Source organism: Streptomyces sp. ML-6, from assembly GCF_030116705.1.
Taxonomy (GTDB): domain Bacteria; phylum Actinomycetota; class Actinomycetes; order Streptomycetales; family Streptomycetaceae; genus Streptomyces.
Genome location: NZ_JAOTIK010000003.1, coordinates 78,429 through 98,385, shown reverse-complemented (window position 1 = coordinate 98,385; position 19,957 = coordinate 78,429). Strand labels below are relative to the sequence as shown.

Sequence of the window (19,957 nt, the reverse complement as noted above, 5' to 3'; positions counted from 1 at the left end):
ACCGTAGCACATTTTAACCCTTCCGCGATGGTTTCTTTAACCTGAATATTTAACCCTTTCGAAGATCTGGTAATCTGGCGTCAGATGGGTGTGAGGTCGGTGAACACCCCTTCAGGCAGGAGGAGTTGATGGAGAGGTCCGGCTCGGTGGAGTTGAGCCAGGAGGAGCGCTGGGAGGTGTTGCGCTGCCAGATCATTCCGGCGGCGGCGGGCACGGCTGCGGTGCAGGAGCAGCCGGTCGTCGTCTTCGTCGGTGGTCAGCCCGGGGCCGGGAAGACCGGGCTGGCGGACGTGGTTCAGGCGGTTCTTGACCGGCGGGGCGGGTCCGTGCGGGTCTGCCGCGACCTCTACAAGCCCGTGCACCGTGAGTACGCCGGGTTCCTGGCCGCCGATGTCCGCACCGCTGGTGCCAAGGTGCGGCCGGACACCAGCCACTGGCAGGCCCAGGTCGAAGAGCATGTCCGCGCGCGCCGGTTCGACGCGGTCGTCGAATCCGCTCTCGCCAGCCCTTCGGAGTTCCGTGCCTCGTCCGCCGCCTACCGGTGCTCCGGTCACCGCATCGAGATCCTCGTGGTCGCGACCGCTGAGGCGTGGAGCCAGCTCGGGATCCTGGACCGTCTGCTGACCGGGGCGGCCACCGGCGAGGGTGCACGGTATGTGGCCTGGGACAACCACGACACGTGCGTGGCGCAACTGCCGAAGACGCTGGCGGCCATCGAGGCCGAGCGGCTGGCCGACCGGATCACCGTCGTGCGGCGCGACGGCACCGTGCTGTACGACAACGAGCTCGTCGACGGCACCTGGGATCGCAGGACAGCCGCCGACAAAGCCGTGGTGCTCGAACAGCACCGGCCCTGGAGCGCCAGGGAGACGGGCGTCTTCCACCGTGAGCTGGCCCATGCCGAGGTGCGGGTGCACCGGGATCTGCCCGAGGACGAGCGGCTGGCCGTTCACCGTGACGTCGCCCGTGCCGCGGCGCTCGCCGAACCGGTCCGCCGTATCGCCCAGCCCCGCCGACGCGCGCCCGGAGTCGACTACCACCGGCTCTCGGACAGCGAGCACCGGTGGGTCTTCGACGAGCTGATCGCCCCGTCGTACCTGAGCGGCATCATCGCCCGGGACGATCCACGGGCGGTGTACGTGCTGGGCCAGCCGGGGGCCGGAAAGCTCCTGACGGCCAGGACGGTCCGCCGGGCCATGCGGCCGGGAACGACCCATCTGGTCGGTGATGACTTCAAGGCCTCGCACCCGGACTACCTGCGGCTGCTGAAAGAGGACCCCCGCAACGCCGGGGCCGCGATCCGGGCCGACTACCGGGCCTGGTTCACCCGGGCCGAACAGTACGTACGCCACCAGCGCGGCGACGTACTCATCGAGGGCGCACCGGGCAGCGTGCAAGAGTTCCTCTCCAGCGCCCTGCCGTTCGCGGCCGACGGCTATCCGGTCGAACTCGTCGTCCTGGCCGTCCGCGAGGCGGACAGCCTGCTGTCGACGGCACTGCGGTATGCGCGCGCCCTGCAGATCGGCGGCCATCCCCGGTTCACCACCCGCGCCGGGCACGGCACATGCTTCCGGGCCCTGACCGACGTCACCGCCGCCGCCGAACAGCATCCGGCGATCGCGGCCGTGACGGTGATCCGCCGCGACGGGCAGGCACTGCTGCGCCACGAGGCGGGCGCGGCCGGACGGGCATCGTGGGCCCTGACGGCCGAACAGCTGCGCCCGTACACCGAACAGGAGGCCGCCGCCTTCCTCCGGCTCCACCAGGCGCTGCGCAAGGCGCTGCCGCAGCACCAGGACGAGCTGGACGACATCGCCGCGCTCGCCCGTCCCCTGATGCCCGCGCGGATGCAACCGCCCCGGCTCGGCCGCCCCCACCCGCCCGCCCGGTCCCTGCCCGTACCGCACCGGGCATCGGGCTACGGCTTGTTGAGCTCCTTCAGCCGGGCCGCGTAGACCGCGGCGATCCGGGCCGCCTCCTGCGGGTCGGCGGTCGCCAGCTGGGCCTGGTCGGCGAGCGCCGCCTGCCTGCCGGCCTTCAGTTCCTTGAGCAGCTCCTCATCGGGCACCGCGGCCCTGCGCTCCGCGGCGATCCGGGTGCTGTACCAGAGCACCACGTCCCGGACGATGTCCGCGGCCTGGGATTCCTCGCCGCCCTCCAGGCCGGAGAAGTCGGGGGTCTCGGGATCGGTCACCTTGCACTCCTTGCAGATCTCAAAAGAAAAGGGGGAAGGCGCTATTGTCCCCGGGGTGCGCAGCACGAAGGCCTGCCCGCAGGGCATAACCGGCAGGGTGTTCCTCCGGTGGGCAGAGCAACCCGTCGGGACCGGCGGTGGGCGGCTGGCGAGACGGGTATGAATCGCGGCATGGATCAGCTCACCCGACGCCGCTGGATCTTCTCTCCCATTACTTCATGGCAGGCCAGGCGGCTTTCACGTATGACCGGGATCGACCACGGCACCGCGTGGATCAAGCTCCGTACCACCACCCATCCCGAGGAGGCCGTCTACGCCCGCCGGCTGCCCGGCGAGCAGAACGCCTCAGGCCGGTGACGCAGCAAAGCCCCGAACCGAAACGGATGCTGTTGGTTAATCCGGGGCCTGCCTACTTCGCCCCGTCGATCGTTTGATCGGCGGGGCGAAGTGCTGCGAAGTGACTGGTGCGGGTGCGGGCCCGTGGCTGGCCGGTGATGTGGGCGTCGATGCGGGCGAGGTTGATCGCGGCGCCGGTGAGCTGGTGCTGGAGGCTGGTCTTCGCGAGGCCTCGGTAGCGGGATTGGCGCAGGCCGCAGCGCCCGACGGCCTGGGAGATGGTGCCCTCGACACCGGCACGGATCTTGTACCGCTCCTTCCAGGCATCGGTTCGCTGCTCGGCTCGGGCCGTGCGGACGGTTTCGTGTTCGTCGCGGCCCTGCCGGAGGTTGAGCTCACGGCGCTGGGCTGTGGGTGAGTTGACGCAGTCGCGCAGGTGAGGGCAGGGGCGGCAGTCGGCCGGGCTGAAGCGGACCCGGATGACGGGCAGGCCCTGCTGGGAACGCCGCTCGGCCCACTGCGTACTGACGACGCCGTTCGGGCAGGTCACCCGCTCGCGGTCCCAGTCGATGGTGAAGGCGTCCTGTCCGAAAGGGCCGTCGGCCGACACGGCGGTGTTGGCGGCCATCGGCCCGTGCAGGACGATGCCGTGCTCCCGTCTGGCGGTCACGACCTGGCCGGCGGTGGGATATCCGGCATCGACCCAGTGCTCATCGGGCAGGCAGTCCCGTTCGGCCAGCGCGTCATGGATCTCGGGGACGGTCACGCTGTCGTGGACGGTGGCGAGGGTGGTGGCCACGTTAGTGATCAGGTTCGGCGTCTGCGGCTCGCAGGTCTCGGTCAGGTGGACCTTGTATCCGTCCCACAGAGTGTCCCGTTTGACGCTGCCCCGGGCCTCGGTGTCATAGGGGGTGACCAGGCGCAACGCGCCCGGCGGGCGGTCTTTTGGGTCCCGCCGCCTCACCTCGCCCTCCACCCGGTGGAAGTGCTGGACCCACATCTGCCGCAAGGTCTCCACCTCCGTCAGGGCGCCGAGACCGGCCGGTGCGTCTGCGGCGAAGACCGCCTCAAGCAGACGCATCCCGTCACGACCGACCCGCAAGCCCACCTCATCACGCTTGGCACGAGCCTTGGGAAACCGGGAGTCCTCGGCCCTGGTGGCGTAGTGCCTGAACCAGTCCGGCTCCGCGACCCGCGTCAGCCAGTCCGGGGCAGCCTGGGCAAGCGCGTTGAGCGCCGAGCGCAGGGTCTCGGCCACCATCTCCAGCCAGGACAGCTCCCGCACCGCCGACAGCACATGCGTGGCGTCGGTGCGGGCCCGGCCCGCCGTCTTCAGCAGGCCCTTCTCCCGGGCCGCGACCAGGATGCCGTCCAGCACCCGCCGCCCGGCATCAGCCTCCACCAGCCGGTCCCGGAACTCCGACAGCACCGAGAAGTCGAACCCCGGATCGTCCAGCTCCAGTCCGAGGGCGTATTTGAAGTCGATCCTGGCCCGGACCGCTTCCGCGGCCTGCCGGTCGGTGAGCCCTTCGACGAACTGCAACACCAGTACCAGCGCGAGCCGACCCGGTGACCAGGCAGGCCTGCCCCGCACCGGGAACAGATCCACGAACTCCTCGTCCGTGAACAACAACCCCAGCTCGTCCCGCACCCGGACCGCCAGGCTCCCCTTCGGGAACGCGGCCCGCGCCACCCGCACCGTCTCCGCCGGGATCTCTCCAGATCCCTTCGGCTGCATCGACATCCGCACCCACCCCATACGACAACGTCGGCCTTCAAGACCACAACCGGGTCTTGAAGGCCGACGTCACGCCAGGCCCCGAATAAACCAACAGCATCCGAAACGGTCCGGGGCTTTGCTGCTCACCGTGTTCACCCCACGGCTACCGGCGGGAGCGCAGGCCTGCCTGGGCTCCTCCGACCACGGTCACCGACCCCCCGATGGTCGCCACGGCTGTTGCGGCCTCGGTGTTGTGCGCCAGGGTCAGAATCACCACAGCCACGATCGAGACCAGCCCGGTGGCTGTGACGGCCCAGGCAAGCCGGACGGTGGAATGAGGGTGCTCTGGGGTACGGTCAATGTGCGTCAAGGGGTTCCACTCTCCTCACACGAGACAGGCAGCCCTACGACAGGCGAGAGGGAGATCCCGGCGGGGCCAGCCGTCCAAAGCAACCTCGCGGTGGGATCTCCCTTCGTCGTCCTCCCGAAGGGCTTTTGGCATCCCCGACTCTACGTCTGCGGGGCGACACACGAAGCGCCCCCCGTCCGGTGTTCTCATCCGACAAGTGCGACCAGCAGCAGGCGGGTTGGTGTTCTGTCATCTGAAGTAGCAGGTCAGAGCAGCTTTTCAGGGCTCTGACCCGCCACCTCGAAACTCGCTGGCAGGGCAGGCCGCCGAACAGCATGTCGCCCCAGATGACATGCAAAGCATCGCGCCCCTGCCGATTCCTTCGCAGGGCGTGAGGACCTTTTCGTCGACCTCTTCGCGGGTCGTGGCGGCCTTTTCAAAGTGCACTGCACCCATGAACTCGGTGCCGGGCGGCAGCATGATGAGCCTCTGCCCGCGCTCCTGGCCAAGGCCCATGGGATCAATCCGATGACGTCGATGTCGTACCCGGCCACGTATCCCGTGTGCAGGTCTGAGAAGTACCCGGTCCAGTCGGCCCGCATTCAGGGCCGCTCTGAGAGGCCCTGGATGACGCGTCGTCTGCCGGGGCGGGAAGACGGTGCTGTGTCCGCACCACTGGTCAGGGGATGCTGTCCTTGAAGGCCCGTGTGGCGGGCATAGGTTGGTGCCAGGTGATCACCAAGGGGGTTGGCATGGCGGGCCGGGATCTGCGGGCGCTGTTCAGTTCGAACGACCGGCAGCTGGGCGTCGAGGAGGCGTTCACGAACCGGCAGGGCCAGTGGCAGATCGCGGCAGCGGCGCTCACCGAGCACCTTCAGCACATCGCCGATCCCGGCTTCGACGTCGAGGACCTCGAAGCGCCCCGGCGTAACGTGCTGGTCTTCCACGGCGTGGGCGGCATCGGGAAGTCGACGCTCTCCCGGAAACTCGAAGCCGCTCTCGCCGGATCCGGGGAACGCCCCTCCCAGTGGGACGAGCCCACCTGGCCCCAGGCCCGGATCCTGCCCATCAGGATCGACCTCGCCCGCGCGGCCGGCACCGACTTCGAACGCGTCGTCCTCACCATCCGGCTCGCCCTCGCCGAACTCGGCCGCCCCCTGCCCGCCTTCGACCTCGCCCTGCGCCGCTACTGGGAACACCAGCATCCCGGCGAGCCCCTGGAGGAGTACCTGCGCCGCGGCGGCCTCGCCTCCCGGGCGGGGAAGGCGCTGCCGCAGCAGATGCAGTCCGCGCTCGCAGACGTCGCCCAGGCGCTGCTCCTGCCCGGCACCGTCGGGTCGGTCGTCGGGGAGGTGACCGGCTCGCTGGTACGGGCATTGCGCGAGCGGCGGCAGTCCGTACGTGCTCTGGCGGGGTGTGCGCGTCTGGCCGACCTCCTGCAGGCCGAACCCGGTGTGGATGCCCTGTCCTACTACCCGCACCTGCTGGCCTGGGAGCTTTCCCGGCTCCCGGCGGGCAAGCGGGTCGTGCCGGTGGTGCTGCTGGACACCTTCGAGGACATCGGTGACCGCACTCACCGTGATCTGGAGCGGCTCCTGCAGCGTGTGGTGTGGCTCATGCCGAACGTGTTCTTCATCATCGCCGGACGTTCCCGGCTGCAGTGGGCCCAGGAGGGGCTGCAGGGGCAGCTCGACTGGACCGGCCCTTCGGCATGGCCCGGCCTGGCCGCCCATGACATCCCCCTCCCCCGGCCTGCGGCCGCCGGTACGGGGCGGGGGCGGCAGGTCCTGATCGGGGACTTCAGCCCGGAGGACTGCGAGGACTACCTCGCCCGGCGGCTGACCCGCGACGGCCGGCCCCTGATCGGTGAACCTGTGCGTGCGGTGATCGCCGAACGCTCCCACGGCCTGCCCCTCCACCTCGATCTCGCGGTCTCCCGGTTCCTGGAGATCCGCCGCACCGGCCGCACCCCGCAGCCGGCCGACTTCGACCACGACTTCCCCGCCCTGATCGCCCGCACCCTGACCGACCTCACCCCCGACGAGCGCCACGTCCTGCGCTCCGTCGCTCTCCTGGACTCCTTCGACCTGAACCTGGCGACCCGGGCCGCGGGCATGACCCACGAGGCACCGGCGATGCGGCTGGTCGAGCGCCCCTTCGTCCGGGAGAACCCGTTCGGCCTGTGGCCCTTCCACCTGCACGGGCTGATCCGCTCCACCATCCGCACCGCTGATGACCACTCCGACGACCGGTGGTCACCACGCGACTGGCGCCAGGCCGCCCAGCGCGCCTTCGCCGCCCTGGGCGAGCAGTGGAACAACGCGACCGGCCCGGACCGCATGCTGCTGACCGGCTGTCTGCGCCAGGGCCTGGCCGTCGCCCGCGACTTCCGCCTCGACCTCGACTGGCTCGCCGACGCCGCCTGGGCCTACGTCAGCGACTCGGTGTGGGAACCGCTCGCCCCCACGGCCCGGCCCGAGCAGGCCGGCAGTCTGGAGACGTCCGCCGATGCCCTGGTGGAGCTGCTCAGCACGCTCGCCCGCCGGCAGCACGAGCACCGCGAGCGCACCGCCGAGCGTCTCACCGCGGTCACCGCGGCCGGGCTGCTGCCCGCGGACCTGCACGAGATGGGCATCTACTACCTGGCCAAGGCCCAGCGCGACCTCGGGCGCACCGGTGCCTCCCGCCGGGGGATGCAGCTGGTGGCCGACGGCGGCGGCCGGCTCGCACCGGCCGGCCGGCGGGGCCTGGCCCACCTGGCCCGCCTCGACGGAGACTTCCCCACCGCCCTGGCCACTGCCCGAACCCTCGGCTGGCCCGGCCGTCACCACCGCGTCATGGGCGACGTGTGGTGGGTCCAGGGCGACATGAACCAAGCTGCCACCGCCTACGGAGCAGCCCGCCACGACGCCGAACAGCACGGCGTCGCCGGTGAACGGGCCACCTCCCAGGCCCAGCGGGCCTTCGTCCTCGCCTTCACCGACCCCCGCCGGGCCGACGACGAACTCGAGTCCGCCCAGCAGCTGCTGGACGGACTCGACCTGCGCGCCACCACCCTGACCACCCAGATCGCCGCCCTCGTACGCGACGCGGGAACCACCCCGGACGTGGAGGACCGCGCCCGCGCCCTGCAGGCGGAAGCCGCCGCGGCCGGCATCGTCTCCGCCCAGGCCATGGCCCACCTCGCCGAGTGCTTCCACCACGCCGTCCGAAACGACCGCACCCGGGCCGGCGCCGCGATCTCCCGGCTGCGCGACCTCACCCGCGACCACTACACGTACTACGCCGACATCGCCCAGTTCATGGCCGACGTGCCCCTCGACCAGGACTCCGGAGCCCGGTGGCTGGACGGGCAGGCACGCACTCGGGAACGGTGGCGGGCCCTGGTCATCTCCCGCCGCGGGCAACAGGCCGGCCGATGACAGCACGCCGGGCGGTTCTCCGGGCACCCCGCCGCAGAACCGGGCCCATCCCGGACACCCCACAGCAGGCCCCGGCCCCGCTGAACCGCTGACGCCAGAAGGGAACAGCCACGGACCAGGCGCGATGGCGGCCGTCCTGCCCGGGCAGGCAAAGGCGGTTTCCCCCAGCCGATCCGCTGGCCATATATTCCGCTCGTGTACTTCTGCTACGCCGACGACTCCGGGGCCGACCAAGGCCGCACCCTGACTGGCCTTCTCGTCCCAGAAGAAGGGTGGAACGACCTGCTCCACCACTGGCTCGAAGGACGGCGCAAGCTGGAAGAAGAGTGGGGCGTCCCCAAGAACACGGAGCTGCACGCCAACCAGCTGGTGAAAGGGCGCGGCCGCCCCTGTGCGACCGAGGAACAGAACAGGCGCTTCAGCCGTTCCGCGCGCATGGCTGCTCACGACCTCATGCTCAAGCAGCTCGCCCGCTGCGAAAGCCTTCGGGTTCTCACCGTGGCCGGCCGCACCACACAGGTGGCAGAGGTGTACCAGTCCTTCGTGAACCACCTGGAAGCATGGGCCCTCGACCAGGACACCCGCGTCATGATCATGTTCGATGGCCTGTCCGGGCCCCTCGACACCGACGCGCTGACCCCCGAGAACGCCCGGGCCGCATGGGAACAGGCCATCCGCAACGCCAAGCCCTACCGCGACGCCCACCGCGGGCTCCCGCTGGCCTCCCGCCGGGTACTGGAAGATCCCGTCATGCAGGACAGCAAGTACAGCCAGTTCATTCAGGCCGCTGACCTGGTCGGATACGCCGCCTTCCATCATCTGGCGCTGAAGCAGCCCGAGATCTGGCCGAAGATGACTCCGGTCGGCCTCATGTCGAAGGCATACAAGCGCCTGGCCGGCCACTGGCTTCCCGGTCACGGAACTGACGGCATCGTCTGGGCCGACAACGACACCAAGCTCTAGAACGCAGAAACCCCCGGCGAAAACCGGGGGCCCACGAGAGCAAGATCCCCTGGGCATCCTCAATCGGACGCATGGGACCTTGCGAGAATCAAGCATGCCAGGAGCAGCCCACGAAAGCAACAGAAAGAGCCAGCAAAACAGCCGAAAGCACTGAAGAAACAGCAGGTCAAGACGCTGCGGTCGCACTCATCAACCACGATTCCATTGCCGACAGCCGCCGTCCTCCAGCAGCGGCCGAGCCTCTGCTCCAAAACCTCCATGCCGCTGCGCCGGGCCCTGGAACAGGCATCGAAGGAGACCCTCGCGCAGTTCGCCGCCGCTGCCTCCCGCACCACGCCACCGCAGGGCGGCTTGTTCACAACCCGCTTCCGAACCCCGAAGTCGCAGGCCAACGCCTGATAAGACGGCTGTCCCGCCTCTCCCCTCATTCCTGCGCGTGACAGGCGAGAACTCATCGGGGCCGTGGCTGGTCTTCCGGATTCCGGTCCGCCGGTTCCTGGGGGCAGGTATGCGCGGCGGTCGTGGGTCAGTTCTTTTCGGGTTCGCCGAGGGTCCAGCCGCTGACTGCCGAGATCGGGCCGCGCCAGGTCGGCAGGGTGTGGGTGGCCCGGCCGGAGCGGTGGGTCACGTCCTGCAGGTGAAGGAAGCGGGGGTCGACCTCGCGGCGGCGCCGGCCTTTCTCCGCGGCCTCGTCCAAGTGCCCGATCGCGTGGCGTGCGACCCGGCGCAGGGTGTCGTCGTGGTCACCGAGCTGGCGCAGGTGCAGGTGTTCCCAGGTGTTGGTGGAGACCAGGGTGCCGGTCACCAGGCCGCCGCCCACGGCCAGGGTCACCACGATGTCCTCGGCCTCGATGTCCTCGTGCTCCGCGCCCAGGCGCAGCGTCTCCAGGTGCGGGTCGGTCCAGGTCTCCGGCTGGAGCAGCATCCGCAGGACGGGCTGGACCGCGTCTTTCCACGACAACGCGCCATTCTCCCTTGCCAGTTGAGTGTCTGGGTCAAGTATGTCCCGCACGCGTGCCGGTGATGCGGGGCCGGCCATGGTCTGGTGGGCCCCTCCGGTGAAATGCGCCGGGCAGGCTGAGGGTGGAGCGCCGACGGTACGATGTCCGCCGGCTGGGCCTGACCCACCGCTGGTGATCGGCTTTTCACCCCAGCCCTCTGCGCCCCCGAACCAGTGCGCTCTGGTCGGGGGCGCAGCCGTGTCTCCGCTGTCAGGAGACCCCGCTCCGGTCCCCGGCCCGTTCAACCGTCGCGATGAACGGCGCCTCATCTGTCGGTGGGGTCGCCGTCCAGGGGCCGGTGACCCGCCACCCGTCCCGTTCCAGGGCTTGGGTGGCTGCGGCAGGGTCGAAATCCTCGTCGGGTCCGGTGCCGGTGCAGTAGCCGAGCGGGCCGTCGACGGGGTCGTCGACATAGACGTGCCAGTCGGAGTGGTACTCGGCCCGCGCGGTCAGCGCCGCGGCAGGCGCGGTGAGGTGATCACGTGTCATGCCCTCACGGTAGGAGTGAGGGTTGCGGCCGTGGCCGGTCTTCCGGATTCCGGTCCGCCGGTCCCTGGGGGCAGGTATATGCGGTGGTTGCAGGACGTGGCGACGGTCTCCTCGGCGGTGGTCCGTACGATCGGGGAGCATGACGACCCGCCGCCGGCTGGGCCCCGGCCCCGCCGAACACCGCTCCCCCGCCGCGACGGACAGCACTGTCCCCGGCCCCGTTCCTCCACGGGTCCAGGCGGCCGACGCGGATCTGAACGGGGGCGCCCTGTACCGCCCCGACCTCGACTCGCTCGCCGACATGCGCGCCCGCGGCGTGCTCGGCCACCGCCCTGCGGCACCGGATCCCGGCTCTCGCACCTACGGCCACGGTGCAGGAACGCGGGCGGAGAGCTGACAGGGCAACCGCCGCCCCGGGGGCAGAGCCAGCCTCGCCGTCAGCGGGCGCCACGGAGCAGTCGTCGGTCGTCCTGAGAACGGGCAGCGTCGGGTCAGGCCACGTCAACCGGGAGAGCGACTTCCGACCGCGTGGTCGCCTTCAGTTTCATCCGCCGGTCCACCAGGTCCCCGCCGGTGAACGATCCCCAGTACGGGTGGGTGCTGACGGTCTCCGACAGTGCCAGGCATTCCTGGCGCAGCCCGTCGACGGCGGCTTTCTGCTCGTCCGTCCAGCCCGGCGACGGCGGCCGGCCGCCCGTGACCTCACCGGTGTGCGAGTGCTCCTTCCCCGGCCAGCCGGTGTGCGGCTCCACGGACCAGGGCAGGGTACGCCCGAGCGCGGCGAGCTCCGCGGTGGCCTCGTGCAGACGGACCTGAGCAGCGCGGAGATCATCGGGGAAGGGGGTTTCAGCCATGCCTGAATGATATGCGTGTTCGATTTTGAGTCCGGGGAGGCAGGCCGCAGAGCGCTGGCCGATGTCTGCACCGCCCCGCCGTCGGCTCCTCCGCCAGCCTCGCCGCGCTCATCCGCGCAGAGCTGCTGTTCCGCCGCCTGGATCGAGACACCCGCAGTGACGACGTCCTCGCCCGCCGCCCCTGACACCTCGAGCCCTCCCCTCCTCACGCGGTCCTGCCCAGCGGCGCCGTCTGCGGAACCGCGGCCGCCGTTCCGGCTGCCCCCGCCCCGCCGCCGGCTCTCCTGCCTGTGGGACCTGCCTGCCGCGGGCTGACGTACGGTGTCTACCGGCCGGGTCTGATTCACCACCCACCGGTGATCGGCTTTTCACCCCGGCCCCCTGTGCCCCCGAACCAGTGCTCTGGCCGGGGGTACAGCTGAGCCTCCCCTGCCAGGAGATCCCGCTCCGGGAGTCTGCGCCCATGACTGAAATCTTCGAGCACGCCCCGCAGATCTGGAACGCCGCGCAACTCCGCGACGCCTTGAAGGACCTTCCCGACGACGCGCCCATCCACATCGGTGTCGCGGAAGATCCCGGCGACTTCGACGGGTACCGCGGGGGTGTTCTCGTGGACGCTCACCGGGTCGAGAATTGGTGGCCGGCCACCGCCACCGAACCGGAGCGCACCGAGACCGAGAAGGCGCTGACGTTGTTCGTCGACTGGGAGCCGGGCGCGTACGACCGCCTCGACTGAACGAGACGCGCCCCTGATTCGGCATGCGTGGTCTGCGCCGGGTCACGCCGCGGTTGTGTGCCGGGGCCGGGCCGGTGCGATGGAGGCCTGGCCGCGCTCGGTGCGGGCCCGGTGACGGGCGGCCCGGATGCTGGATTCCAGGGTGCCGTCGTGCCCGGTGCGGCGCTGCTGGGTCTGGAGGATTTCTTCCTGGGTGCCTGTTTCTGATCCTTGCGGTCAGGCGCCAGCGCTTTCGCGGCTTCGGGTTGTCGAGGGCCGTCTGTCAGAGCTCGATCTTTCGGCCGCGGAACCGTAGGTCCGGACAGCCCTCGGTGTCGGTCCGGTGGCTCGTGCGACGTGTGCGGCCCCCCGACCGATTTCGGTCAGAGGGCCGCGGGGAGTGCTTGGTGGGGATCAGCTGGGCTGGTCGCCGGTGTAGCGGAAGATGTCCCCTGCGTTGTTGATGTGCCAGGCGGTGCCGTCGGCGCCGGCGGCGATGTCGGTGGCGGTGCCGGGAATCTTGATCCAGGGGTTGGTTCCGCTGGCGTCGTTGTTGGTGTACCGGTAGATACTGCCGGCCGGGTCGACGCCCCACACGTTGGTCCGGGAGCCCACCGCGATCCGCTTCAGACTTCCGTTGACGTCCGCCCACGGGTCGGAGGGGTCTTGGTCCCCGGTGTACCGGTAGACCCGGTTGCTGCTGTTGACCCCCCAGACGGTGCCGTCCGCCGCAGCGCCGATGTCGCTGAGTGAGCCGGGGATCTTGAGCCACGGGTTGGCGTCGTGGTTGGTGTACCGGTAGATGCTGCCGGCGGAGTCGACGCCCCACACGTTGGTCCGGGAGCCCGCGTCGATGCGGACCAGGCTGCCGTTGATGCCCACCCAGTTCGTCGTGCTCTGGTCTCCGGTGTACCGGTAGATCTGGTTGCCGCTGTTGACGCCCCAGACGGTGCCGTCCGCCGCCGCGCCGATGTCACTCAAGCCTCCCGGGATGTTGATCCAGGGGCTTCCGTCGTAGTTCGTGTAGTGGTAGATCGCGCTCGCCGCGTTCACACCCCACACCGTCGTCCTGGACCCCGCCGAGATGGCCGAGAGACTTCCCGCGACCTTCACCCAGTCCGCCATGATGCAATCACCCTTCCTTGACCGGCATTTGCCACCATCCTGAGCGAACCGGGCACGCTTAAGGAGGGTGTGACTGCTTGCCCTGGTGCGGGACCAGCCGGAAAGAGTCGGTTTCAATTCCTGTCCGCCTTGCAGTCCAGCGGTGGAGGCGCCTCGGCTGCGGAGATTGCGACCGGAAGAGCTGTCACTCCCGTCGGGGATGGACACGAGATGCGGTTCGTGCGTTTGGTCTAGATGACACCGCCGGGGAAGTCTGCCGCACCAACGTCAGACCCTCTGAGCAGACTCAGAGGGCTGTTCAGCATGGCCGGTTCTGTTGCTGTTTCGTCCGGGTGAGACGCCTGGTCATCAAGGTGATCGCTGCCCAGGTGATGAGAGTTTCGGAGTGCTGGACGAGGCGTTCGTAGTCCCTTGCGTGGCGACGGGCGTGCATCATCCAGGCCAGCGACCTTTCAACGACCCAGCGTCGGGGCAGAACGATGAATCCGGAGGTGTCCTTCGGGCGGCTGACCGGCTTGATCGTGAGGTTGAGACGCCTTTTCGCCCAGGCCACGAGCTTGCCCGCGTAGGCAGAATCCGCCCAGACGATCGTGATCTCCGGGTGGGTGAGGCGAAGTCGGAAGAGAATTTCCTTGGCCGCGTCGCGGTCGCTGAGGGAGGCGGGGGTGACCATCACCATCAGCGGGAGGCCGCGGGTGTCGACCACGACGTGCCGTTTGCGGCCGTTGATTTTCTTGCCCGCGTCATAGCCACGTGTCGCCCGGGAGACGGTCTCAGCGGCCTTCACTGACTGGGAGTCGATGACCGTGGCGACAGCTCTCGGCCCTTTGCCCAGCTCACGGCGGATGCGTGAGGTCAGGTGGTCACGGATCAGGTTGACGATCCCGGCGGCCGCCCAGCGGGCCATGAACCCCCAGACCGTCCGCCAAGGCGGGAAGTCCGCCGGCAGGGCCCTCCACTTGCAGCCGGTGTCCACGACATAGCGGATCGCGTCCACGATCTCGCGCCTCGGATGCTTCTCTGGGCGCCCTCCGACGACGGTGTCGCACGCCGGGATGGGTAGCAGTGGTTCGATCAGGGCCCATTCAGCGTCGGTGGTGTCGGTGGGATAGCGGCGGCGGCGCATGACAACGGGTGCCTCCAGGCATGGGTGCAGGGCCGGACGGCTTCGCCGTCCGGCCCCGCCGGGTGGGTTGGGTCAGGCTGAGGCGACGAGGTCGAGGGTGGATTCGATGGAGTTGAGCTGGGCGACGATGTGCCGTACCCACTTGTCGTTCGGGTGGGCGGCGGCGTGCGGGGCGACGGTGCCGGTGATGAACCGGCGGAACTGGGTCAGCTTCTCGCCCACCACCTGCCGTTCGTATGCCTCCAGCGCGGCCCGTTCTGCGCCGAGCTGGTAGCCGTCGCTGCGGGTCCAGATCAGCGGGGGCCAGCCCTTGGATGCGGCCTCGTCCTTCAGCGCCGCGAGGCCCGAGCGGACCTGGTGAGGGGACAGTGCGCTGGCCCTGACCAGCTGGTGGAACTCCAGCCCGGCTGGGCGGGCCTCGAAGAGGACGAAGCGGACGGTGTCCGCGTGCCGTCTGGCGGCGTCTCCCTTGCGCCGGGAGGCGCGGGGCACGACTACTCGCCCCGCAGCATGGCCGCGAGCTCGTCGTCCATGTCGACCTTGCCGGTGTCGACCGCGGTCTCGATCCAGTCCAGCGTCGCTCTCACCTTGGCGACGTTCTGGTGGACGATGACGCCTTCGTCCTCGGACAAGGTCCGGTCGCGCAGGCCGGGGACGGTGCGACCGGCCGCGGCGACGAACGCGTGGCAGGCGGTGACCAGGTCGAGGAACTCCACTGTCCGGTCGATGTTGCGGACCGCCGGGGCGACCGGGCTGGTGTCCTCGAAGTGCTCGCGGGCTTGTCGGGAGCGTTCGTTCTGGGCATGGTTGACCTGGAAGCGGGCGTGGTCGTCGCTCATCGCCTTGAACGCGATGTCCGGCCGCCGGAGCAGGTTCGTCGCCGCCGTGGTGGCGACGTGCTCGTCGCGGGTGAACTCCTCCACCACCCGGGCCCTGTCCACCGGGGTGACCGAGGCCGTCACCTCCGGACGTTTCAGGAACACGCTGGTCACCGCTGCGGCGACCTGGTCGTCCTGGGCCAGGGAGTGGATGGCGGTGATCTTCTCCTGGGGCGTGATGGGCGTCTCGACCTGGTTGCCCACGTAGCGGCGGGCGTCGTCCGGCACCCACCGGGTTTTGCCCTCGGGCGGAGTGAGGATGACGGCGAACCGCTCCTCCTCGTCCTCGATGAAGGCCAGCGTCCGGTGAACGGTGAAGGAGACACCGGGCTGACGACGGTCGGCCGGCCATCGCGAGGACGTCCACCTCGCCGACTTCACCGTGCTGAACTTCAGGCCGATATCCTCGGCCAGCCGCGTCAGCGTCGCGGTCACCGACCACTCCGGATCGGTCGGCACCCCGCCGCCCGTCTCCCGCATCGGCTCGATCTCCAGGGCGCGGTCCCCGATCGTGAACTGCCCGCGCGTCTGCTGTTCGACCACGTCCCGCAGCTCGGCCACGATCTGCTCGTAGCGGGACAAGGTCACTTCTCCGACGTTGCTGTTCTCCTCCGGCATGGTGCACTCACCATCCAACTGCGTTAACCGGCACGGCACTTCGGGCCGAGATGGACCGGTTCCGCTTCCTTTACGGAGAGTCAGACCAGAAGTAGGAAGATCGCAATAAAAGACGGAAAACGACCGAACGTGACCGTATGGGGTTCACAGAAGTGTTCGCCGCACGGTCACTGTGACCGAGTCCCGAACGTTTCCTTCCGCAGCCGCCAGGCGGCCACCTTGCACCGCTTCGAGCAGTAGACCGCCCGCACACTCCGGTCGACCCCGGCAATCCAGCCCGACCCGCAGATCGGACACGACCTCCGGTCGCCCTCACCGCGGACCGCCGCCAGGCGCCGACGCAACCGGCGCCGCAACCGCCACTGCCTGGAACGACACGCCGCCGAGCAGAACACCGCGTGCGGCCGGGCAGCCGGCCTCAGCCGTTCACCACAGCCCTCGCACACCCTCTGCACGGCCCCGCCAGCACCCTCAACCACCACGCCAGCGTAGGGCTCAGGCTACTCGCCAGCAGGGGATACGAAACGGGTTCTGGGCGGCGATCTCGGTGAAGGCCGCCTCGGGTTCGCGGTTCTGGAGAAGGGCTTGGGTCTGGCGGTCGGCGGCCTCCCGGATGAGGGGCGCGAGCGCGGTCTCGGAAGCGCCGCCGGCGGCGCGGTGGGCGTCTAGGGCGGCGAGGTAGCCGGGGTGCCGGGGCCGGGGCTGCTCGGGCCGCGCGGCTGGGCCGGGTGCCGGGGTCGGGGTGTGCGGCACGGCCGCCCCGGCCGTGCCCGGGCCGGGGGCGTCGACGGCCCCGGGGGCGAGGAGCATCAGGTGGTGCACGGTGCCGGGGCCGACGACGGCGTTGATCTGGTTGATGAACCGGGCCTGGTGGAGGGTGAGTTGGGTGCGGTATGCGGGTGAGACGGGGCGCAGGTGCAGGGTGCGGGTCTCCTCGTCGAACCGTACGGCGGCGACCTTGCCCACGAGGGTGGGGGCGATGGTGGGCCACTGGTCGAGGACGCTTCCGCCGGCCGCGGCGGTGTTCCAGCCGCGCTCGGTCATCATCCGCTTGATGGCGTCGCCCAGGCCCATCGGGTCGCGCCCGTCGCTGCCGCGCCGGGAGGCCGCCGCACCGGTGCGGCGCCGTGGCTGCGACGGGCGGGTCTTGGCCGCCGCGAGGGCGTTCTGGAGTGCGACGCGGGCCAGGTCGACGCCGGAGGCCGTGGTGGTGCCGGTCGTCGCGGTCGGGGTCGTGGTGGTGGTCATGCGGTGCCTCCCAGGAAGGCGGCGACGTCGGCCGCGGCGGTGTCGGCGTCCGTCCAGGTGCCGTGGCTGGTGGTGATCTGGGGGAGGAGGTCGTCGTAGCCGAGCTCGGCCTGGCGCTCGGCGAAGGCGGTCAGGCCCGCGTCGAGGAGGGCCAGCACGTTGTGGACCAGGCCGGGGCGCGAGGCGCGCAGCGGGCCGGTGGCGGCGGTCTCGTCCCAGCCCTCGCCCAGGTCGGCCTGTTGGGCCTGGTGCTCGGCGGTGGCCTGCTGGTCGAGGCGGGCGCGGATGTATTCCGCGGGCCGGGCCGGGCGCCAGGTCAGCATCCAGGAGTGGAGCTCCGCCGCGATCTGGTAGGCGTCCCACCCCGCGTCGGTCAGCGGCCGCAGCACGAACGCCAGCCTTCGCAGCCTGGTGCCCTGGGCCCAGTTGACCAGGGCCCTGACATGCCGGGCCGTCTCGATGTCCTGCCGGGTCTGACGGGCCGTACGACGGCTCCCGTCGCTGTTGCTTCTGGTCTTTCGAGGGGTAGGGCATGCGTTTCGGCGGCTCGCGCCCTCGCGCGAGGTGTCTTTACTACCACCATCAACATCAACATCAGGTACGTCGGGGTAACGACCAAGAGAATGGGGCTCACGGCCCGCTGAACTGCGGTTATCCACAGCCGAGTTATCCACAGGAGCAGCCCCCGGAACACCGGCACCCCGGCGTGCGGCCGCACGGCGCCCCGTACGGGACTTCCGCGACCGGCGCGCCTCGCTGCGGGCAGCGGACTGTGCGACCGCCCGCTCCCGGCCGGCCCCGGTCACCCCGCACACCCGCGCCCGGTACCCCGACCCCTCCAGCCGGTGCCCCATCGCCTCGTCGTACACCGGCGGGACCACCGCCGCGTAGACCGTCGCCGTCGCCGTGTACGGCCGTCCGGGCAGGCGGAGGTTGGTCTTCGACCCGTGCCGCCACCAGGCCAGAGCACCGAGCTCCCGCAACACCTTCACGTGCCGCTTCACCGTCGCGACCGACACGCCGCACCGCCGCGCGGTGCCCTCCATCCCGTACATCACCAGCCCGCGCCCGTAGTCCATCCGGTCCGCGAGATCCCGCGCCACCACGACCGTCGTCGCCCCGGCCCCCGGATGCAGCCCCGCAGAGACCAGCCACACCACCGCACGCAGCCACGCCCGCGGCTCACACCGCCGCGACCGCGTACGCCACACCTCCTGGCCCTCACCCACGACCAGCACCGACACCGGCTCGTCGACGGCCTGGTCGTCGACGAGCCGGCCGTCGACGAACCCGGACGACGAACCCGGAGCGGGCACCACGGCGGCCGACGCCGCCACGGCACTCACCGACCCACCCGGACAACGAGAGAAGAGATCATCCCAGCAGCCTCGCGCAGACCGCCTGTGGACAGAGGCGAGGGAGCGGCGAGACCCCTGATCTCTCCCGCACGGTGAGCAAAAACTTCGGATGGCGTCCCGCCACATGGGACGGCGGCCGACGCCGCTACGGTGTTCATCGGGACCGTCCGGATCAGGGCGGATGCCCCGGCCTGCGAAGAAATGGGTGTCATGGCGGCACCGTGGCCGACGCGGGGGTTAGTCCCGCAAGTCCGATGCCGACGGGCCGTCCCCGTCGTGCGTACGGAATCACGGCGCAGGCCGGGGCGGCTGGAGGTGTAGATGCGCGTCACATCTGCCACAAGTGCGGTTTCACCGGCAGATGTGACATAGAAGTCGAAGAAAGATCCCGACGAGGTGGCCGGAGGCCGGCGGGGGTGGTGCGGGCGGCGCATGGTGGTGGTTCTCCCCTGTCAGGGGAGCCATGTCCAGCGAATGTGACCTGGTGGTGCCCAGGGGTGGTGGCGCCCCGTGGGAAGGGACGCCTATCCTGGGTACAGGTGACTGCGCGGACCCATGGGTGCACGGGCATCACCCCGGCGAGGTCACCTCACCGGACACGACTCGGGCTGTAGTGGGCTGGCGAGTCGAGGCATTTCAGATGGCCGCTCCTGTTGGCGCAGGGCGGCCATCGCTCGTTTATGGCGGGCGGTCTGTGTTTGTGATCATTGAGCTGTTCCTCTTGGCTGCTGGGGTGGCTGAGGACATGGGCGGCTGTTACGCGTCGAAGTCGTACTCCAGAACATAAGCCGCAGAATCCAGGGTCATTTCGTTGACCTCCACCGCGTGGCCGTCTGCTGTGAACGCGGTGCGGCAAATCTTGATCACCGGCGTATCGCTAGGCAGGTTGAGGCCAGCGGAATCGTCAGCCGATGGCATGCGGATCGCTACTTCCTCACGGAAGTGGACCGGCTCGGCTCCTTGTTCGGTAAGCCGCGCATAGATGCCTCCTGCCCCCGTGTCTGCCTGAGTGATTGCCGTACCAGCCACTAGATCGCGAGGCAGGTACGACGTTGAGAGCAGCACTGGCCGCCCCTCCACGATGTGCCGTCGAGAGCGGGCGAAGGCCATTTCGCCCTCGGGGAGCTGCAGGACGCGAGCAATTGCTGCTGGCGGGATGACGTCTCCCAGTACTTGGCTGTCCGTGGTCAGCGCTCGATTGTCGTCGGCTTCGAAGACTGACTGACCTGCACGCCAACGTTCCCGGGAGAGGCGAGTGACGCGTCGGCTGCGGATCGGCGTGAAGGATCGGACGAAGAAGCCGGCGCCTTTGCGGGACTCGACCAGCCTTTCATTTTTGAGTGCGTTGAGCGCCTGACGTGCGGTCATGGCTGCTACGCCGTACTTGGCTGCTAGTGGATTCTCGCCAGGCAGGCGATCCCCCGGGCGGTATTCGCCCGCGTCGATCGCAGCCCGCAGGGCGTCAGCGATCTGGCGGTACTTCGGTTGCTTGCGTGGTCCGCGAGACATCCCCTCTCCCTACATCGCTAGCGATCCTACGGCCTCTCGTTGCGCCGATCAC

At 69.7% G+C, this 19,957-nt stretch carries 19 protein-coding genes; 7 read left to right on the top strand and 12 right to left on the bottom strand.

All coding sequences use genetic code 11. From position 1 onward, the window contains the following. Positions 1 to 128: 128 nt before the first annotated feature. Positions 129 to 1,955, top strand: coding sequence for a zeta toxin family protein (locus OCT49_RS38580; protein ID WP_283856854.1), 1,827 nt, complete (start codon positions 129 to 131; stop codon positions 1,953 to 1,955). Here the strand turns inward: OCT49_RS38580 and OCT49_RS38575 are convergent. Beyond that, positions 1,919 to 2,194 carry a hypothetical protein gene (locus OCT49_RS38575; protein ID WP_283856853.1) on the bottom strand — a complete coding sequence of 92 codons (276 nt, stop codon included), beginning with the start codon at positions 2,192 to 2,194 and terminating at the stop codon, positions 1,919 to 1,921. The genes OCT49_RS38580 and OCT49_RS38575 overlap by 37 nt on opposite strands. A gap of 171 nt (positions 2,195 to 2,365) precedes the next feature. Between OCT49_RS38575 and OCT49_RS38570 the strand changes: the two genes are divergently transcribed. Beyond that, entirely contained in the window at positions 2,366 to 2,551 is a 186-nt protein-coding gene (locus tag OCT49_RS38570) for a hypothetical protein (protein WP_283856852.1), read from the top strand. A 52-nt stretch (positions 2,552 to 2,603) separates the two neighbouring features. Here the strand turns inward: OCT49_RS38570 and OCT49_RS38565 are convergent, their stop codons facing one another. Continuing rightward, entirely contained in the window at positions 2,604 to 4,274 is a 1,671-nt protein-coding gene (locus OCT49_RS38565; protein WP_283856851.1) for an IS1182 family transposase, read from the bottom strand. Positions 4,275 to 5,351: 1,077 nt separating this feature from the next. Here OCT49_RS38565 and OCT49_RS38560 point away from each other — a divergent pair. The 3 genes from OCT49_RS38560 to OCT49_RS38550 all read left to right on the top strand — a co-directional run bounded on the left by OCT49_RS38560 (position 5,352) and on the right by OCT49_RS38550 (position 9,383). After that, positions 5,352 to 8,021, top strand: a complete 2,670-nt coding sequence (locus tag OCT49_RS38560; protein WP_283856850.1) for an ATP/GTP-binding protein — start codon at positions 5,352 to 5,354, stop codon at positions 8,019 to 8,021. 195 nt (positions 8,022 to 8,216) lie between these two features. After that, entirely contained in the window at positions 8,217 to 8,984 is a 768-nt protein-coding gene (locus OCT49_RS38555) for a DUF3800 domain-containing protein (RefSeq protein WP_283856849.1), read from the top strand. 204 nt (positions 8,985 to 9,188) lie between these two features. Then, a complete protein-coding gene (locus tag OCT49_RS38550) occupies positions 9,189 to 9,383 on the top strand; it encodes a hypothetical protein (RefSeq protein ID WP_283856848.1) in 195 nt (64 codons plus the stop codon). A gap of 127 nt (positions 9,384 to 9,510) precedes the next feature. On the opposite strand, the gene OCT49_RS38545 is transcribed toward OCT49_RS38550, so the two are convergent. Together OCT49_RS38545 and OCT49_RS38540 are read right to left on the bottom strand one after the other, a co-directional pair. Continuing rightward, positions 9,511 to 9,945 carry a GvpU-like protein gene (locus OCT49_RS38545; RefSeq protein ID WP_283856847.1) on the bottom strand — a complete coding sequence of 145 codons (435 nt, stop codon included), beginning with the start codon at positions 9,943 to 9,945 and terminating at the stop codon, positions 9,511 to 9,513. A 250-nt stretch (positions 9,946 to 10,195) separates the two neighbouring features. Beyond that, on the bottom strand, positions 10,196 to 10,474 hold the full coding sequence (locus OCT49_RS38540; protein ID WP_283856846.1) for a hypothetical protein: 279 nt from the start codon (positions 10,472 to 10,474) through the stop codon (positions 10,196 to 10,198). A gap of 139 nt (positions 10,475 to 10,613) precedes the next feature. On the opposite strand from OCT49_RS38540, the gene OCT49_RS38535 reads away from it, so the two are divergent. Further along, positions 10,614 to 10,871, top strand: a complete 258-nt coding sequence (locus tag OCT49_RS38535; protein WP_283856845.1) for a hypothetical protein — start codon at positions 10,614 to 10,616, stop codon at positions 10,869 to 10,871. Between the two features lie 94 nt (positions 10,872 to 10,965). Here OCT49_RS38535 and OCT49_RS38530 read toward each other — a convergent pair whose 3' ends face one another. Continuing rightward, a complete protein-coding gene (locus OCT49_RS38530; RefSeq protein WP_283856844.1) occupies positions 10,966 to 11,328 on the bottom strand; it encodes a DUF8825 domain-containing protein in 363 nt (120 codons plus the stop codon). Positions 11,329 to 11,791: 463 nt separating this feature from the next. Between OCT49_RS38530 and OCT49_RS38525 the strand changes: the two genes are divergently transcribed. Then, positions 11,792 to 12,064 (top strand): DUF6225 family protein, encoded by a 273-nt coding sequence (locus OCT49_RS38525; RefSeq protein ID WP_283856843.1) that lies wholly within the window; start codon positions 11,792 to 11,794, stop codon positions 12,062 to 12,064. Positions 12,065 to 12,457: 393 nt separating this feature from the next. On the opposite strand, the gene OCT49_RS38520 is transcribed toward OCT49_RS38525, so the two are convergent. The 7 genes from OCT49_RS38520 to OCT49_RS38490 all read right to left on the bottom strand — a co-directional run bounded on the left by OCT49_RS38520 (position 12,458) and on the right by OCT49_RS38490 (position 19,905). Beyond that, complete coding sequence (locus tag OCT49_RS38520) at positions 12,458 to 13,168, bottom strand: tectonin domain-containing protein (protein WP_283856842.1); 711 nt, start codon at positions 13,166 to 13,168, stop codon at positions 12,458 to 12,460. A 298-nt stretch (positions 13,169 to 13,466) separates the two neighbouring features. After that, positions 13,467 to 14,294 (bottom strand): IS5 family transposase, encoded by an 828-nt coding sequence (locus tag OCT49_RS38515; protein WP_349632855.1) that lies wholly within the window; start codon positions 14,292 to 14,294, stop codon positions 13,467 to 13,469. A 72-nt stretch (positions 14,295 to 14,366) separates the two neighbouring features. Further along, positions 14,367 to 14,786: a RacP protein gene (locus OCT49_RS38510; protein WP_283856841.1), complete on the bottom strand. Its 420-nt coding sequence runs from the start codon at positions 14,784 to 14,786 to the stop codon at positions 14,367 to 14,369. Positions 14,787 to 14,788: 2 nt separating this feature from the next. Continuing rightward, entirely contained in the window at positions 14,789 to 15,790 is a 1,002-nt protein-coding gene (locus OCT49_RS38505) for a DUF6192 family protein (protein WP_283856840.1), read from the bottom strand. Positions 15,791 to 16,285: 495 nt separating this feature from the next. Then, on the bottom strand, positions 16,286 to 17,038 hold the full coding sequence (locus OCT49_RS38500) for a DciA family protein (protein ID WP_283856839.1): 753 nt from the start codon (positions 17,036 to 17,038) through the stop codon (positions 16,286 to 16,288). Continuing rightward, positions 17,035 to 18,384, bottom strand: a complete 1,350-nt coding sequence (locus OCT49_RS38495) for a hypothetical protein (protein ID WP_283856838.1) — start codon at positions 18,382 to 18,384, stop codon at positions 17,035 to 17,037. The genes OCT49_RS38500 and OCT49_RS38495 overlap by 4 nt, the downstream gene beginning before the upstream one ends. A gap of 768 nt (positions 18,385 to 19,152) precedes the next feature. Next, positions 19,153 to 19,905, bottom strand: a complete 753-nt coding sequence (locus OCT49_RS38490) for a GntR family transcriptional regulator (protein ID WP_283856837.1) — start codon at positions 19,903 to 19,905, stop codon at positions 19,153 to 19,155. Between the last annotated feature and the right edge of the window lie 52 nt (positions 19,906 to 19,957).

Coding starts and splice junctions, on each gene's coding strand:
- OCT49_RS38490 (WP_283856837.1), bottom strand. CDS start 19,905: ATGTCTCGCGGACCACGCAAGCAACCGAAGTACCGCCAGATCGCTGAC.
- OCT49_RS38535 (WP_283856845.1), top strand. CDS start 10,614: ATGACGACCCGCCGCCGGCTGGGCCCCGGCCCCGCCGAACACCGCTCC.
- OCT49_RS38520 (WP_283856842.1), bottom strand. CDS start 13,168: ATGGCGGACTGGGTGAAGGTCGCGGGAAGTCTCTCGGCCATCTCGGCG.
- OCT49_RS38570 (WP_283856852.1), top strand. CDS start 2,366: ATGGATCAGCTCACCCGACGCCGCTGGATCTTCTCTCCCATTACTTCA.
- OCT49_RS38500 (WP_283856839.1), bottom strand. CDS start 17,038: ATGACCACCACCACGACCCCGACCGCGACGACCGGCACCACCACGGCC.
- OCT49_RS38540 (WP_283856846.1), bottom strand. CDS start 10,474: ATGACACGTGATCACCTCACCGCGCCTGCCGCGGCGCTGACCGCGCGG.
- OCT49_RS38565 (WP_283856851.1), bottom strand. CDS start 4,274: ATGTCGATGCAGCCGAAGGGATCTGGAGAGATCCCGGCGGAGACGGTG.
- OCT49_RS38560 (WP_283856850.1), top strand. CDS start 5,352: ATGGCGGGCCGGGATCTGCGGGCGCTGTTCAGTTCGAACGACCGGCAG.
- OCT49_RS38525 (WP_283856843.1), top strand. CDS start 11,792: ATGACTGAAATCTTCGAGCACGCCCCGCAGATCTGGAACGCCGCGCAA.
- OCT49_RS38505 (WP_283856840.1), bottom strand. CDS start 15,790: ATGCCGGAGGAGAACAGCAACGTCGGAGAAGTGACCTTGTCCCGCTAC.
- OCT49_RS38580 (WP_283856854.1), top strand. CDS start 129: ATGGAGAGGTCCGGCTCGGTGGAGTTGAGCCAGGAGGAGCGCTGGGAG.
- OCT49_RS38530 (WP_283856844.1), bottom strand. CDS start 11,328: ATGGCTGAAACCCCCTTCCCCGATGATCTCCGCGCTGCTCAGGTCCGT.
- OCT49_RS38515 (WP_349632855.1), bottom strand. CDS start 14,294: ATGCGCCGCCGCCGCTATCCCACCGACACCACCGACGCTGAATGGGCC.